Here is a 15,188-nt window from a genome sequence, read left to right on the forward strand (position 1 = left end):
TTGTTTAGCGGTCGTTGTGACCTGCGAGCAAACTATCCGGCAATTATGTTCACCCTCTTAAGTTGCATGGTAAACGGAAGGTGAGTATTGCATATGCTTAATAAAGTGCTGAATACAAAATGAAATTCGAAACTTCGCCATGAAGGACATTGGAGAATTGCTGAATGCAGGGTTGCAGATAGCAAAGAGCCCCGCTTGCGCGAGGCTCCATTCTCGGGTGGTTGTCGTCCACCTTACTGCGGCAGCTGAGCGCCAGCCTGCTTAACGGCATCGGCCATGGTCTGGCAGAGCTTTTCCTCAGAGAGGTTCTGCGCTTTTGCGCTCGTGGCAATATCCTGCTCCATACCCATCGCGGAAACCTTGCCCTGCTTGCCGGTTGCTTCGGCAGCTTCGGCCTTGGACGTGTCGGCTGGAGCTGGGATAAGCGCGATCATTTTCGTCTGGATTTCGATGGCGCCGCCATCGGTATAACCCTTTTCCTGGCAGTACTGGAGAACGCCAAGCTGATTGCGGGCGGCATTATAGGCCATTTCCATCTGCTCCGGCGTTGCCTGAGCGAAAGCCGTGGCAAGGTTTGCGCCGAGGAAAAGACCGGCCAAAGAAACACGTACCAGATTGCGCATGATAATTCATCTCCATGAGTCAAATACACGTTGTGATAGAGCGAAATTTTTCGGCAAAGGAAACTCAAGAAAAATTAAATAGTGAAATGAAAAATAAAGAAAAATAATTCCTCTCGGAAGGTGTGAGCGTCATGAATATTTCATGGGGGCGTCATATGCCAGTTATTCCGCAGGTTGCATAAGATTTGCGATCAAACGGAAAGCGCCGGGGACGAGCTTGTCGAGCTGGTGGTGCAATACAAGACTCGTATGCGTATGACGGCCTTTGCCAATTTGGGCCGAAACAAGTGCGCCATAAAGCGGTTGCTCTCCATCATCGTGCATTGAAAGCAGCGGCTGATAAGCATCATCCCATGCGGAGGCGAAATAAAGCCCGCGTTCCTTGTGCCAGCCATCCCAATCCACTTCGCTAATGACATTGGGGCCGACGAGCAGTGGGTGTTCAGGCTTAAGAACTGTAACCGCCGCATCGGGTTTCGTAACGCGCCAGCGCAACGAGGGGGAGCCAATCGTCAGTTTTCGCGGCGGCGTTTGGTCGGGATGCCAAGCATCGGATGGCCGATGATAGAGCGTCACGAGATGCCCGCCATCTTCTACGAAGCGGTGCAGCCTGGCTGTCGCTGCTGCGAGGTCGTCGCGTATGCCGAAGGCAAATATTCCGACCACGATTGTGGTGAATTGTGAAAGATCGCCCGCAAGATGGTGCGCTTCGAGGTCGGTAACGTCGAATCCCATGCGTTTCAACCAAAGGTCGACATTGTCGGCACCGCCGCCGATGTAGCCGATGCGTGCATTAGGCAGTTTTACGTCAAGGACCAGCACCGGCAGCACTGCAGGCTCGCGCCACACGGTTCTGCCAATATGCGGATAGTCGGTAAACTGCATCTGCCAGGCGGGGTTTTCGTTGATCGCAGCTTGGAGGTTTGTCAGGCCCGGTTTCGGAGCGGAAGGCCCATGCAGCACGGCGCTCTGACCGTTCAGGCTTATGTTCCAGCCGTTTTGCGGTGTGAAAGCAATCCGTTCAGCCCTGCCGTCGACAACAAGCCTGACCGGCAAATGTTCTTCTCCGCCGGATATAATGACGGCAGGCGGATCGAACTTCAGTGAAGCGGGGGGAACAATAGCGAATGGCTCTTCGAGATCGAAGCCGCACTCCGCCAGATGGTCGTCAAACTGCGCCCTTAGCCGGACAAAGGCTTGCCCGTTACCGCCAAGCGACCGCCATGCAGGCTCGAAAAGCGGGGAAGGTGCCGCGTCTTCCATGAGCGAGACGGTGAAAACCTTTCCTTCCGAGGTTTGCTGCTCGCAGGCGATAGAACAGGTTTCAGGCAGGACAGGTTCAGCCATTATTGCGATTTCTGCCGCTCCGGAGCCATGCTCGATGACGAGCCTTGTCTCATCCCCCGACGCCAATATCGGCTGTTCCAGATAAGCACGCTCGAACAGCGACGCCGCTTCGATCAGGGCAGCATCGATTTCCTGCCGCTTGCGCTCCAGCCTGTGGCCATGCAGCAGGAGAAAACCATCAGGTGCGCTGGTCAGGACTTTTTTCAGGCTTTTCGCCGCATCGGCAAGGTTTTTGGTGATGGCTTCACGATCCGGAAACGCTGCAATGGCCTGTTCGACGGATTCATGAACATGAAAAAGCTGCTTCCGATTTTCAAATGCCAGCCCATCGGCGAGAACGGCGAGGGTTTCCGGTAGTCCCTCAAGAATTGTCTTTTCCGAACGGCTATCCGGCAGTTTCAGATGCAGCGGCCATTCGACCTTTGGCTTTTCCGGCCATTGACCCATGCCTTGAGTGGCGTGGCAGGCACGCGACCACTCGCCAATGCGGTCAAAATCCGCGCCCGTTGCCTCTTCCCGGCCACTGGCATGAAGCGTCAATGTTGCGTCCGGCGGCGGAAGTTCGTCATCATATGTATCGCCACCGCCTGACCATGCAGGAAGATAGAATTTCGCTACCTGCCACGGCGTCAGCCCGTCAGCAAAATGTTCAGGAAAGGCATCGGGATCGGCGGCGAGCCGTATAGCCCGTTCGGCGGCCCGGGTCATGGCGCGATGGTGGCCGTGCTGGCCGGGAACATCGAGAAAGGTAGGCAGCACGATATCCGGGCGCTCGGCGCGATAGGCGCGAACGAGCCGCTCGATGGTCTGCTCCTCTCCCCAATGGGCAAATGTGCCGTCACCATCCTTGGAAAAGCCGAAATCGTGGACGCAATCGTCAGGCCCGTGGCCGAGCCAATGCACGTCGCAATCGAGAATGCGCGCCGCTTCCTCCATCTCGCGGCTGCGGATGACGCCGAGCGCACCGCCGCGTTCCGGGCCGAGCGCGTTCTGCCCACCTTCGCCCCGCGTCGAACAGGCGATCACCACCCGCATACCAAGTCCGAACCGCAAATAGGCCATAAGGCCGCTTTGCTCGTCGTCCGGATGCGCGCCGGTATGCATCAGCGTCACGGTGGAGCGTAGCCTGCCGAGCGCCCGATGCAGGCGGACGAGGGCGGGGGACGATTTCTGGCGCTCAATGCGCTGGCGGGCGGTCAGCATGATCAGACTTCCGAATTGGTATCGAGCTTCGGCGTCATGGCCTCGAACATCGGAAGGGATGCGGCGCCCAGAGCAGCGGTAAACTGTCCCGTCTGTCCGCGAATAACGCGCGGCAATGCGCGGGCGCGGCGGCTCGCGACCGAAATCGGCAGGCCACCCATGTGCCAGATCAGGTCGTCGATAATCGCATCGGGCAACATGCCGCCCAATATGATCGTCTCGGGATCGAGGATATTTTCGATCATGGCGATCATTGGCGCCAGATGGTCGGCAGCTTCCTGCACCCAGCCCATCAGAACCGGATTGCGGGCTTCGTGCAGTTTCTGGAGCGCGTCGAAATCGGTTTCCCCGATGCCCGCCGCATGAAGCTTTTCACGCAGGGCATGAAGCGAGGCATAGGTTTCAAGACAGCCATTCTGGCCGCAGGCGCAGCCACGTCCATTGGGTGTAATGACGATATGGCCGATTTCACCGGCATTGCCGAAAGCACCGCGAAACGGTGCGCCTTCCTGGATCATGCCGAGCCCGATACCGGCCCCGAAATAGATCATGGCGAAGTTGGAAATGGCATGGCCCGCACCGAACAGGCGTTCACCAACGGCGGCGGCATTGGCATCGTTTTCGACCAGGACGGGTTCTCCGCAGGCTTCGCTCAAAACCGCCGCCGCGTCGATTCCGGACCAGCCGGGCAGGGTGGTCGGTCCAACCGAACTCATGCCTTCAATGTCAAAGGGCCCCGGCATCACCACGCCTATGCCGAGGAGGCGCGCCGGAAACGAAGTCTTTACTGCATCGACTTCCTTTCGCAACTGCGCGGAAAGCTTGTCGGGGCTGACATCATAGATCGGGCGTACGTGCTGCGTGCGGGGCTTGCCGGAAAGATCGAGGGCAGTCGTTACCATATGCGTCGATCCCATTTCGACGCCGATGGTCATCGCGCCTTCAGGATTGACCGCGAACTGGATCGGCGGCTGGCCGCGCCCCGTTTTCAGCCGCCCGAGCTGCATCAACAGGTTCTCTGAAACCAGTTCGTCGACGATATTGGCGATGGCCTGTGCAGTCAGGTGGGTCAGGCGGGCGATGTGCATACGGCCAAGCGGCCCATGCCGGCGCACGACGTCAAGCACCACGCGCCGGTTATGATCGCGGATTCGTTCGGGATTCTTGCCGAGGGTAACCGCAAGCGCCCCGCTTGCAGCGGTCGCATATGCGGTGACCGGTGCGCCGTCCGATTTCGATGTCATGGTCCCTCCTGTCTCCCGTCAGAGAGATATCGCGGGCTGTTTCTAACAGCAATATATTAATTCAACTAAATTATCTTATTGACAAAACGCTCGCAACATTGAACCGTAAGAGAGGGTGGTGAAGACTGCTCTTGCTCATGTGGGGAAGTGGGTTCCTGCGTGAGGAAAATGGGCGCTGCGCACGACCTGCGCGGCATGTGGTGGAATAAGCGGATGATGCCAGGCATCTCCGTGGCCGTGCCTGGGACCGCATTCGTACCGGTGGGCGGGGCAATAGGGAGGTTTAAATGCGCAAGCTGTTATTGGCAGGTCTGGTTGCAGGGCTCAGCACCTTTGCGATCAATGCCGCGCAGGCTGTCGAAATCGAATATTGGCAGTATGTCTTTGAGACACGCGTCAAGGCGATGGACAAGCTGATCGAGAATTTCGAAAAGGCCAATCCGGATATCAAGGTCAAGCAGGTCACGTTCCCTTACGACGACTATCAGACGCGCGTTATCGCAGCCAAGATGGCTGGCAAGAGCCCGGACGTGATGCAGCTTTTCTACGGCTGGCTCGACAAGTTCGTGGCTGGCGGCATTCTGCAGCCGCTGCCGCAGGACGCGTTCCCGCATGACAAGATCGAAAGCGAATTCTTCCCGATCGTTTCGGCGATGAAGCGCGGCGATGAATATTACGGTCTGCCGACCGCCGTGCGTTCACTGGCGCTTTTCTACAACAAGAAGCTCTTCACCGAAGCCGGTCTCGACCCGAACAATCCGCCCAAGACGCTGGATGAAATGGTCGAAGCCGCAAAGAAGACGACGAAGCGCGACGCTTCCGGCAATCTTCTGGCCGAAGGCATCACGCTCGACATGCCGGGGCAGGACCAGCATTGGTGGCGTGAGGTTCTGGTGCGCCAGTTCGGCGGTCAGCCTTACACCGACAACGACCGTAAGGTCGCCTATAATGACGCTGCCGGTGAAAAGGCGCTTGCCTTCTATACCGGTCTCCAGACCGAACATAAGGTCGGCGAAGTCAAGTTCATGGACGAAGGGCAGGCGGCTTTCCGTGCCGGCATGGCAGCCATGACCATCGACGGCACCTTCCGTCTCGGTTCGTTCCGCACCATCAAGGACTTCGAATGGGGTGTGACCGAGCTTCCGGCCAATGCGGAAGGCGTGCGCTCCAACTATGCCAGCTACTTCGCCAACGGCATCAGCGCCAAGGCAAGCGGTGAGAAACTCGAAGCTGCCAAGAAGTTCCTGAACTACATCTCCTCGCCGGAAGCCATGGAAATCTGGCTTAAGGACGTAGGCGAACTGCCTGCGCGCCGTTCGGCGGCCCTGACGGAAACGAACCTTGCCGATCCGATCTACGGTCCGTTCCTGAAAGGTCTGGAATATGCGCACACGACCATGTTCGTGGACGAACTGAAGCAGCGCCAGACTGCGGTCGACATGGCCAACCGCGTCATTCTGGAAAAGCAGCCGGTCAAGGAATCTCTCGAACAGGCCGCCAAGACCGAGCAGGAAGTGCTCGACGCAGCCAAGTAACAGGCTTTGAAATTGCGGCGAGGTACGGCCTCGCCGCAACCGAAGGATCTTGAAACATGACAACGACTGTAGCCGGGACGACTGCAACAGGCGGCACGGCGAAGGAGCCTTCGGGCAACCGCCTGACGGATCGCCTTTCCATGCGCACAAGACGGTTGATCTGGGTGTGGAGCTTTCTGGCTCTCCCGATCCTGTTCTATTCGGTCATCCGCTTTTACCCCACGATAGAGGCTTTCTGGCTGTCGCTTACCGATTGGGATCTGATGAACCCGCCAAAGTTCATCGGCTTCGCCAATTACCAGAAGCTTTTTGCCGATCCCGAATTCTGGAAAGTGTTCCGGAACACCTTCACCTATCTTCTGGTCGGCACACCGATCAGCCTCGTGGTGGCGTTCACGATCGCTTATTTTCTGGATCGTGTGCGCATCATGCACGGCTTTATCCGTGCTCTCTATTTCCTGCCTTATCTCACCACGGCGGCTGCCATGGCATGGGTCTGGCGCTGGTTCTACCAGCCTGCGCCTATCGGTTTCATCAATAATATCCTGAATGCACTGGGTCTTCCGCAGCAGGGTTTCCTGCGCTCGGTCGATCAGGGTCTCTATGCGATCATGGCGACGTCCATCTGGGCCGGCCTCGGTTTCCAGATCATCATCTTCATGGCGGGCCTGCGCGCTGTTCCCAACACTTTCTATGAAGCCGCACGCATCGACGGCCTCGGCGAATGGGCGATCCTGCGCAAGATCACGATCCCGCTTTTGAAGCCCACTACGGTATTCCTCGTCGTCTTCTCGTCCATCGGCTTCCTGCGCATCTTCGATCAGGTCTACAACATGACCACGAATGATCCAGGCGGGCCGCTCGGCTCAACCAAGCCGCTGGTGCTGATGATCTATCAGACGGCGTTTTCCTCCTATGCGATGGGTTATGCGGCTGCGCAAACCGTCGTGCTCTTCACCATCCTGCTTTGCGTTTCGCTGTTGCAGCTCTGGATCCTGAGGGAAAAGAAATGACAGCGTCCGCTCAAAACAAACCGCTCCCGTTCCAGAACCTGCGGCCCGGTCGCATCGTGACATGGACATTGCTGCTTATCGGCGGCCTCATCATGATCACGCCGCTGGCCTTCATGTTCTCCACCTCGCTCAAGACGGCAGGGCAGGTCTACGACCTGCGCCTGATCCCGGCAGAGCCGACATTGCAAAACTATGTCACCATTCTCGCCGATGGCCGCTTCATCCGCTGGTTCCTGAATTCGATGATCGTTGCAGTCGTGGTCACGCTGTCGAACGTCTTCTTCGACAGTCTCGTCGGCTATACGCTGGCGAAATTCCAGTTTCGCGGACGCTATTTCATCTTCCTCGCCATTTTGTCCACGCTGATGATCCCCACCGAAATGCTGGTGATCCCGTGGTATCTGATGTCGAGCAAGCTCGGCTGGCTGGACAGCTACTGGGGCATCATGTTCCCCGGCATGATGACGGCCTTCGGCACCTTCCTCATGAAGCAGTTCTTTGAAGGCGTTCCCAACGACTTCCTGGAAGCTGCCCGCGTCGATGGTCTCAACGAATTCCAGATATGGTGGAAAGTGGCCATGCCGCTGGTGACGCCTGCGCTCTCGGCGCTCGCAATCTTCACCTTCCTCGGCAACTGGACCGCATTCTTCTGGCCGCTGATCGTTGCCACCAGCCCGGAGCTTTACACGCTGCCGGTCGGGCTTTCTAGCTTCGCCGTCGAGCAGTCCATCCAGTGGGAAATGATCATGACCGGCGCAGCCATCGCCACGCTTCCCACGCTCGTCGTCTTTCTTCTTCTCCAGCGTTACATCGTGCGCGGTGTCATGCTTGCTGGCCTCAAGGGTTGAACATGTCCGATCTTGATCCACGGCTGTCCGATAAAAGCGTATTCCCCGATCCGGTTTACAAGGAAACCGTGCTTCGCCCGCTTTTTGACGGCGCCAAGACCCACCATGTCGATGGCTTTCGCCGCATCGACCGCGCCCATCTCGTCATGCTGGTTGAAACCGGCATTCTCGACCGCCAACAGGCTGCAGCCATTGCCGGTGCGCTGGAAGCAATCGACAGGGAAATCGATCCTGCGAAACTGACCTATACCGGTGAGGTGGAGGACTTTTTCTTCCTCATCGAGAAGGAGCTGAAAGCGCGGATCGGCGCCGATATTGCCGGTCGCCTTCACACGGCGCGTTCGCGCAACGATATCGACCATACGCTGTTCAAGCTCGGCCTGAAGGCCCGCATCGATACGCTGGTGGCGCAGGCGCGCAACCTGCTGGATGCGATGATTGAAGCTGCGGAACGCGAAAAGCAGACGCTGATCGTCGCCTATACGCACGGCCAACCTGCGCAGCCATCGACTTTCGGCCATTATCTTTCGGCGGCAATCGAGGTTCTCATTCGCGATATGGAACGGATGGAAGCCGCGCGCGCCATCGTCAACATGTCGCCCATGGGGGCGGCGGCCATCACCACCTCAGGCTTCCCGATCGATCGCGCACAGGTCGCTGGCCTGCTGGGCTTTGCCGCCCCCTTGTCCAATTCCTATAGCTGCATCGCAGCGGTGGATTACATCACCTCGACCTATTCGGCGCTGGAACTGATGTTCGTCCATCTCGGGCGTCTCATTCAGGACTTCCAGTTCTGGACCAGTTTCGAGGTCGGGCAGATTTATGTGCCGAATGCCTTCGTGCAGATTTCATCGATCATGCCGCAGAAGCGCAATCCGGTTCCGGTGGAACATATGCGCCATCTGGCAAGCCAGACCATGGGCCGCGCCCGCACTGTTCTGGATGTGATGCACAACACGCCCTTCACAGACATGAACGACAGTGAAGGCGAAACGCAGCAGATGGGATATGAGGCATTCGCCTCCGCGGGTCGCGTGCTCGATCTTCTGGCCGCTTTCATCGGTGCGATCCGCATCGATCCGGCCCGTGTCGCGGAAAACATCCGACGTTCCTGCATCACGATCACGGAACTGGCGGACTCGTTGGTCCGTATGGAAAATCTCTCTTTCCGCCAGGCGCATGAAATCGCGGCCAAGGTTGCTCGCGCTGTCGTGTCGATGGGCGGCGGTCTGGAAAAGGATGGTTTCGAACCCTTCCTTGAAGCATTCCGCGAATCCGCGGGACGCGAACCATCCTTCGGGCGTGGGAAGTTTGAAGAACTGGTGTCGCCGCAGCATTTCGTGGCTGTGCGTGATCGTCTCGGCGGTCCGGCACCGGCCGCGATGAATGCAGCGCTTGCCCGGCATAAGGCGGAAGCAGATCGCTTCAAGGCGGTGGCTTTCGATCATGCAGCCGCAGAAGCCAAGGCTGCTCGCGAACTCAATGAGAAATTCAGTGCACTTGTGGAGGCACGCTGATGGCAACCATCGAACTTGAAAAGCTGGTCAAGCGTTATGGCAAGGTCGAGGCGGTCCGGGCAATCGATCTCCAGATCAAGGACGGCGAATTCGTCGTTTTTGTCGGGCCTTCAGGCTGTGGCAAGTCCACCACCTTGCGCATGATTGCAGGGCTTGAGGATATTTCTGGCGGTCATCTCAAGATCGGCGGTGAAGTCGTCAATGAACGTGACCCCAAACAACGCAACATCGCCATGGTGTTCCAGAACTATGCGATCTATCCGCATATGACCGTGCGCCAGAACATCGGTTTCGGGCTTTACACTTCGAAGCTGTCCAAAGCCGAGAAAGACAAGCGCATCGAGGAAACCGGCAAGGCGCTGGGGCTGGAACCCTATCTCGACCGTCGCCCGGCAGCGTTGTCCGGTGGCCAGCGCCAGCGCGTCGCCATCGGCCGCGCCATGGTGCGCAATCCGTCGGCCTTCCTGTTCGATGAGCCGCTGTCGAATCTCGATGCCCAGCTTCGCGCGCAAATGCGCATTGAAATCAAGCGCTTGCATCAGCGCCTCAAGACGACGACCGTTTATGTGACCCACGATCAGGTCGAGGCCATGACCATGGCCGACCGCATCGTCGTCATGCGGGATGGTCGTATTCTTCAGACCGGCACACCGACAGAGCTTTATGATAATCCGACTGACGTGTTTACGGCACGTTTCATCGGCAGCCCGTCGATGAATCTGATTGCCGGTCGCCGAAGCGGTGCGGGCGTCGAACTTGCACCCGATGGCGACATTCTGATCGGCGTTCGCCCGCACGACCTCAAGGTCGAGAAGGGAACGGCCAATGGCCTGTCGCTCACCGGTACGGTGACGGCGGTTGAACCGCTTGGTGCAGAAACGCTCGTGCATCTCGATGTCAACGGCGTTTCGGTCATTGCAACGGCACCCGGCAAGGTCATTCCCGCAACGGGCGGCACGCTTTCCGTGGCTGCGCCTGCCGGGAGCCTTTATCTCTTCGATGCCAAGACCGAGAAGAGTCTGGGCCGCCTATGATGCCGCAACAGTTCAGGCGTCCCGCTGTCCTCAGCATCGGACGGATTTATTGCGACCTCATCTTCACCGGGCTGCAATCGCTGCCGCAGCCGGGACGCGAGGTCTTTGCCGAAAGCATGAAGATGGCGGCCGGAGGCGGGGCCTTCATTTCCGCGGCGCATCTTGCCCATGCGGGAAGGGCGGTTGCGCTGGTTGCGCGGCTGGGCTTCGACGGACTGTCACGCGGGCTTGAGCCGGATTTGAAGATCGACGGTGTCGATCTGCGCTTTCTGGAGCGGGCCGACGATGCCGGGCCGCAGGTGACGGTGGCAAGTGTGATCGGCAATGACCGCGCATTTCTGTCGCGCCGCGCCGGTTCGGCGCTTCCCACAACCCTTTCTGCTGCCTTGCAGTGGAAGGAGGCGGGGCATTTGCATATTGCTGAATTTGCAACGCTGCACGAAATCCCTGACCTCGTGCAGCAGGCGAAGGCGGCGGGCCTATCCGTCTCGCTCGACCCAAGTTGGGACGATGCGCTGATCCAAGATCCAAGCCTGCTTGCCGCCTGTGAAGGCGTCGATATCTTCCTGCCAAACCGCGAGGAAGCGCAGGCCATCACCGGGTACGATGACCCGGCAAAGGCACTCGATGCGCTGGCGGCCCATTTCCCGGTCGTAGCTCTCAAGGGGGGCGGCGAGGGCGCGTGGCTGCGCACTGCTGATTCCAATATTCATATGGCGGCGAAGGATGTGCCGGTTGTCGATACGACCGGGGCCGGCGATGCATTCAATGCCGGTTTCATCGATTCCTGGCTTGAAGGTCACGATGTGCACCGGGCGCTCGCGGCCGGTATCGAATATGGAAGCCTTGCAGTGCAGGCGGCGGGCGGCGCTTCCATCCTGCGTTCGCCTGACCGTCTGGCGGGATAAAAATTCAGGGCGGCGGCTGAATGCTCGCCGCCCCCGACAATTTGTTTACCTGCTCTGTTCAGCAATCATCAACACGGGTTGCCGACTTTGCCGACGCTTGGCTTTATGCGGTGTCTTTCAGCCGGCTCTCCTGCGTCTGACTGGTCCCTTGGCGGGAGTACGGAGGTGCTTGTAGAAAAATACAAGAAAGAAGCCAGATGCTGATTTTTGCACTTGCGCTCGTCGCGCGAATTGCCTAAACGGCTCTCACAACGACTGGCCAGACACTTGGCGAAGCAGTCGGGCGATTAGCTCAGTTGGTAGAGCGCTTCGTTTACACCGAAGATGTCGGGAGTTCGAGTCTCTCATCGCCCACCATTAACTCATTGAAATCATTAGCAAATTTACCCTTCACAATGAAAATTGTGTAGCAGGTATGTGTGATCTACATGTGTAGCAGATGAGAGCCTGCGATTGTGGATAACTTCACACTTCCCATTCTTGACAGTCGATTCCCCGCATGATGATTGTGCCGTGGGCTAATATTCGACTTGGGGAGTTACCTTGAAAAAGCTGCTTATTTTGGCCGCTGGCGTAATGCTGGCTGGCTGTCAAACGTCTGATCCCGGTCAGGTTGATAGACGTATCGCCGCGCAACGTCCGCCATCGCCTGCCGTGCGCCAACTGGTCATTAATGAGGCGCGCAATATCCTGCTCGATCCGTATTCGGTCCGAGATGTTGCGATCTCATCAATCATTCCAGACCTGAATAGTGTCGAGAAAAATGGATTCGTTTGCGTTCGCTTCAATGCGAAGAACCCGTACGGCGCATATACTGGTGTAAAAACCATTGGTACGAACATAGTGCAAGGGCGGCTTCTCGGCCAATATAGCAATCCATATCTGTGCGCGCATCCCGCGTTAAAATGGCATCCATTGCCGGAAGTGTCACAACTGCGGAATCTATGACACATAGGAACACTTACCAAATCCATCAACTGGAACAGCTTGTGGATAAGTCTTGGCGGCAGATACTGCCGCCAAAATGTGAAGTATATTTGATCTACTTTTGACTTCGGAGAGTGCGCAGCACCATGGCCTTTTTACGCGAAGATTGCCCTCGTTGTGGGACTAAGAATGTCACGTTTAATGTTGAAGGCCAGAATTCCCTCGGAATTGTTTCAAGCGATTGGGTTGAATCATTCGAAATATTCTCGATATGCACCCACTGTTCTAAGGCTACGACATTTGTCGTTAATAATAGTAAATACGATATGGCGGAAACATTGCTTAAAAAGAACAGCTTAGTTCGCGAAGATGGATATCTTAATGGGTTTTGCGATGTTAAGGGTTATATATCTTTAAAGGACAATAATATTACGATTGCTCCACCATATACTCCTCCAGAAATATCAGAAGTATTTAAAGAGGGGTCAACCTGTATTTCGGTACAATGCTGGAATGCTGCCGGAGCAATGTTTAGAACCGCTATAGACCTGACCACAAAAACCTTGCTTCCACCTGAAGGCGAAGAACCTAACAATAAAATTCGTAAGTCTCTTGGTCTACGCCTGCAATGGCAATTTGAAAACGGCCAGCTTCCATTAGAGCTAAAAGAATTAGCCGAGGCTGTTCAGCACGATGGAAATGACGGCGTTCATGACGCCAGCCTATCAAAGCATGATGCTTTGGATTTGCAAGATTTCACGCAACAACTCTTGAACCGTATCTACACAGTACCGGGCAAAATCCGAGAGGCAGCGGATCGGAGAGCCGCAAGGCGAGCAACTGAGTAGACTACCATACGGAACAAGAAGCCTGCCGACGTGGCAGGCTTTTGAGTTGCGTGGGAATGTTACCTCACTAAACGTCCAGTAACACGATCTATCCAAGTAACGTTACCGTATACGCGCCAGTGTCCAGCACGTCCGCAAGCTGCGCGTCGGACGCCTCCCGCTCTGCAACCGTCTCAAATGCAATCACGTCGCCACAAACCGCGCTGACCGGGAATATGTGGAGCTTCTCCATTAGCAGGATCGCAAAATCGTTCATCGGTGCGATGCCGGGTTCATCAACCAGTACGCGCTTTGTCTCTGCGAGAAACTCTGAATATATGCGGTCAGAAATGTAAGTTGCCATTGATTGAACCTTTGTTGTTCGTTTCGATGGGCTAGAGATAGTTAATAAAATTCTTGTGTCAACGCCTGATTATCAAGAAAAATTAAATGATTATCGCGATATATATAAGCGTTTACATAAATTATACTGATTGAGTGGCGGAAACATTGGGTATTGCCGCCACTCATGTAAATGAATATTTATACAGAAAATATTTTTACGCTGCGAGCCGGAACGGCTGTTGATAATTCAGTATGCAGGCAAAGCCGATACTGTGCGGCGGCAGCGTATCATTTCCGCGCATCTGGCTATGATATGCCTTCACCTGTTGCCGCAAGGGATCGCTCATGTAAGTGAGCTTTTCAGAGTTTAATAACCGGCGTGTGGCGCGCTCTGCTTTGGTTAGATAGCAATAGTAGCTCCAACCGTCATAGAAGGTCGCCGACTCGCTATTTGTTGATTTCGAGGGTTCGCCACTCGCCTGCAACAAACAGCGCTGTATGACTCGCTTTGTGGCGTTATTCACGTCACTAGCCGGAACAATCACAAATCCATGCAAATGAAGCTGGCCTTCGTCTGAGACTTCAAATTTGAAGGCATATGGAAGGTCTTCACCATAGCGGCTTTCAAATGCCTGCCGAATCCAGCGAGCCGCGCGTGTGGTGGGTTTCTGATCGTTTATAAGCATCCTGCTGCGGGCATCTGAAAACGTAAGCCGGAAGCTGCGGACATTTCCTAAATCCTGCTGCACACGGTTAGCGAATGAGAATGCAGTCAGGAAATGACATTCTGCATTCAAATGCTTCCATGAACGGTTGAAAGGATTAGGAAGGGCTTCAACTCGTTTCTGTGTCTCAAGGGATCGCTTAGGCGACTTGGCAGACTGCGAATGATCAAGTGGGTTAACACGCGCTCGCTTCGCTCGCGTCGGTGGGATTTCCAAAGATCGATTGCAATTAGCCGGATCGCGCCGCGATGAATTTTTAGGTTGATTGAGGTTGGTATTAAGAGGGGAAATAGAAGGGTTGTGAGGGGTAGGAATATGAGGGATTGAAGGTGTAGGAAAAGATACAAGTGATGACACGTTTTCACGGTCTATATTAACATACTGAATTTCTTTAGCTTTTCCCTGTTCCGGGAAGCTAAGAATTTCCCCTTTTTCCCACTCGCTGGATTTACCCTTTTTCCCACTATTGGCCGTTTCCGGCTCGGCTGAAAGCTCGTTACCTGATTTACCCTTTTTCCCACTTTCGACGGATTGCGTGGCTCGTACCCCGATAGCGCGCAAAGCGCGCACATAGTCAAAATCAACAACGTTCGAGGTCTCGCCGCTATAAATCGCCTGCCGCGCTCTGGTAATGATACGCTGACAAGTATCAAGTTGGCTTTTAAGGGCTTCGTCGTTATCTTCACAAAGTCGGACAAGGCAATCAATCCGGAATTTATCAAGCAACGCTTGCGCCGGTCCAATTTTTAAAGCTTTGATTAGATAAGAGAACGCTATAAAAAAAATATCGTCACAAGAAAAAGACGCTTGTGCATCCTCATTAATTCTCATAATATGTACTCGTCAAACAACAGTTGGCAAAATTCTTAAAAAATGTATCAAAAACCCGGCGGCTAACTCTCGCCGGGTTTTTCTATTTGAGCATAGCTATGACTTTGTTTCAAGGGAAAGTTGCTGGAATGTTCCGCGAAGCAAATAACACAACTAAAAGTAAATCCATTGCCGCAAGATAGACATATTTAATCCGTTTTGAACACATTTCCGCCGTTTTTCAATGCCTAACGATGTATATATAATATATATATCTATTAG

General features: G+C 55.4%; 13 protein-coding genes and 1 tRNA gene. 9 read left to right on the plus strand and 5 right to left on the minus strand.

Annotated elements, in window-relative coordinates; all coding sequences use genetic code 11:
* Positions 1 to 233: 233 nt before the first annotated feature.
* From ABWW28_RS23455 to ABWW28_RS23465, 3 genes are all read right to left on the minus strand, one after another.
* The gene (locus tag ABWW28_RS23455) at positions 234 to 623 is read right to left on the minus strand and encodes a pore-forming ESAT-6 family protein (protein WP_100648464.1); all 390 of its coding nucleotides are present in this window, start codon (positions 621 to 623) and stop codon (positions 234 to 236) included.
* A gap of 162 nt (positions 624 to 785) precedes the next feature.
* Positions 786 to 3,173, minus strand: coding sequence for a PIG-L family deacetylase (locus tag ABWW28_RS23460; protein ID WP_112701469.1), 2,388 nt, complete (start codon positions 3,171 to 3,173; stop codon positions 786 to 788).
* 2 nt (positions 3,174 to 3,175) lie between these two features.
* Positions 3,176 to 4,417, minus strand: a complete 1,242-nt coding sequence (locus tag ABWW28_RS23465; RefSeq protein WP_353392506.1) for an ROK family protein — start codon at positions 4,415 to 4,417, stop codon at positions 3,176 to 3,178.
* 287 nt (positions 4,418 to 4,704) lie between these two features.
* Between ABWW28_RS23465 and ABWW28_RS23470 the strand changes: the two genes are divergently transcribed.
* The 9 genes from ABWW28_RS23470 to ABWW28_RS23510 all read left to right on the plus strand — a co-directional run bounded on the left by ABWW28_RS23470 (position 4,705) and on the right by ABWW28_RS23510 (position 13,047).
* On the plus strand, positions 4,705 to 5,952 hold the full coding sequence (locus tag ABWW28_RS23470; RefSeq protein WP_021587749.1) for a sugar ABC transporter substrate-binding protein: 1,248 nt from the start codon (positions 4,705 to 4,707) through the stop codon (positions 5,950 to 5,952).
* Positions 5,953 to 6,092: 140 nt separating this feature from the next.
* Entirely contained in the window at positions 6,093 to 6,965 is an 873-nt protein-coding gene (locus ABWW28_RS23475) for a carbohydrate ABC transporter permease (RefSeq protein WP_036565766.1), read from the plus strand.
* Positions 6,962 to 7,813, plus strand: a complete 852-nt coding sequence (locus ABWW28_RS23480; protein WP_021587748.1) for a carbohydrate ABC transporter permease — start codon at positions 6,962 to 6,964, stop codon at positions 7,811 to 7,813. The genes ABWW28_RS23475 and ABWW28_RS23480 overlap by 4 nt, the downstream gene beginning before the upstream one ends.
* 2 nt (positions 7,814 to 7,815) lie before the next feature.
* The gene (gene argH, locus ABWW28_RS23485; protein WP_353392509.1) at positions 7,816 to 9,330 is read left to right on the plus strand and encodes an argininosuccinate lyase; all 1,515 of its coding nucleotides are present in this window, start codon (positions 7,816 to 7,818) and stop codon (positions 9,328 to 9,330) included.
* Positions 9,330 to 10,364 carry an ABC transporter ATP-binding protein gene (locus tag ABWW28_RS23490; RefSeq protein ID WP_196108520.1) on the plus strand — a complete coding sequence of 345 codons (1,035 nt, stop codon included), beginning with the start codon at positions 9,330 to 9,332 and terminating at the stop codon, positions 10,362 to 10,364. Before argH ends, ABWW28_RS23490 begins: the two co-directional genes overlap by 1 nt.
* Positions 10,361 to 11,272, plus strand: a complete 912-nt coding sequence (locus tag ABWW28_RS23495; protein WP_100648471.1) for a carbohydrate kinase family protein — start codon at positions 10,361 to 10,363, stop codon at positions 11,270 to 11,272. The genes ABWW28_RS23490 and ABWW28_RS23495 overlap by 4 nt, the downstream gene beginning before the upstream one ends.
* 281 nt (positions 11,273 to 11,553) lie before the next feature.
* Positions 11,554 to 11,629 (plus strand) — tRNA-Val (locus tag ABWW28_RS23500).
* Between the two features lie 186 nt (positions 11,630 to 11,815).
* Positions 11,816 to 12,220 (plus strand): hypothetical protein, encoded by a 405-nt coding sequence (locus ABWW28_RS23505; RefSeq protein ID WP_353392511.1) that lies wholly within the window; start codon positions 11,816 to 11,818, stop codon positions 12,218 to 12,220.
* A 125-nt stretch (positions 12,221 to 12,345) separates the two neighbouring features.
* Positions 12,346 to 13,047, plus strand: a complete 702-nt coding sequence (locus ABWW28_RS23510) for a DUF4145 domain-containing protein (protein WP_353392513.1) — start codon at positions 12,346 to 12,348, stop codon at positions 13,045 to 13,047.
* A gap of 88 nt (positions 13,048 to 13,135) precedes the next feature.
* On the opposite strand, the gene ABWW28_RS23515 is transcribed toward ABWW28_RS23510, so the two are convergent.
* Both ABWW28_RS23515 and ABWW28_RS23520 read right to left on the minus strand, forming a co-directional pair.
* Complete coding sequence (locus tag ABWW28_RS23515) at positions 13,136 to 13,390, minus strand: hypothetical protein (protein WP_353392515.1); 255 nt, start codon at positions 13,388 to 13,390, stop codon at positions 13,136 to 13,138.
* Between the two features lie 196 nt (positions 13,391 to 13,586).
* The gene (locus ABWW28_RS23520) at positions 13,587 to 14,927 is read right to left on the minus strand and encodes a hypothetical protein (RefSeq protein ID WP_353392517.1); all 1,341 of its coding nucleotides are present in this window, start codon (positions 14,925 to 14,927) and stop codon (positions 13,587 to 13,589) included.
* Positions 14,928 to 15,188: the final 261 nt, after the last annotated feature.

The sequence above is a fragment of the Brucella sp. NBRC 14130 genome (genome assembly GCF_040371715.1).
GTDB lineage: Bacteria > Pseudomonadota > Alphaproteobacteria > Rhizobiales > Rhizobiaceae > Brucella > Brucella intermedia.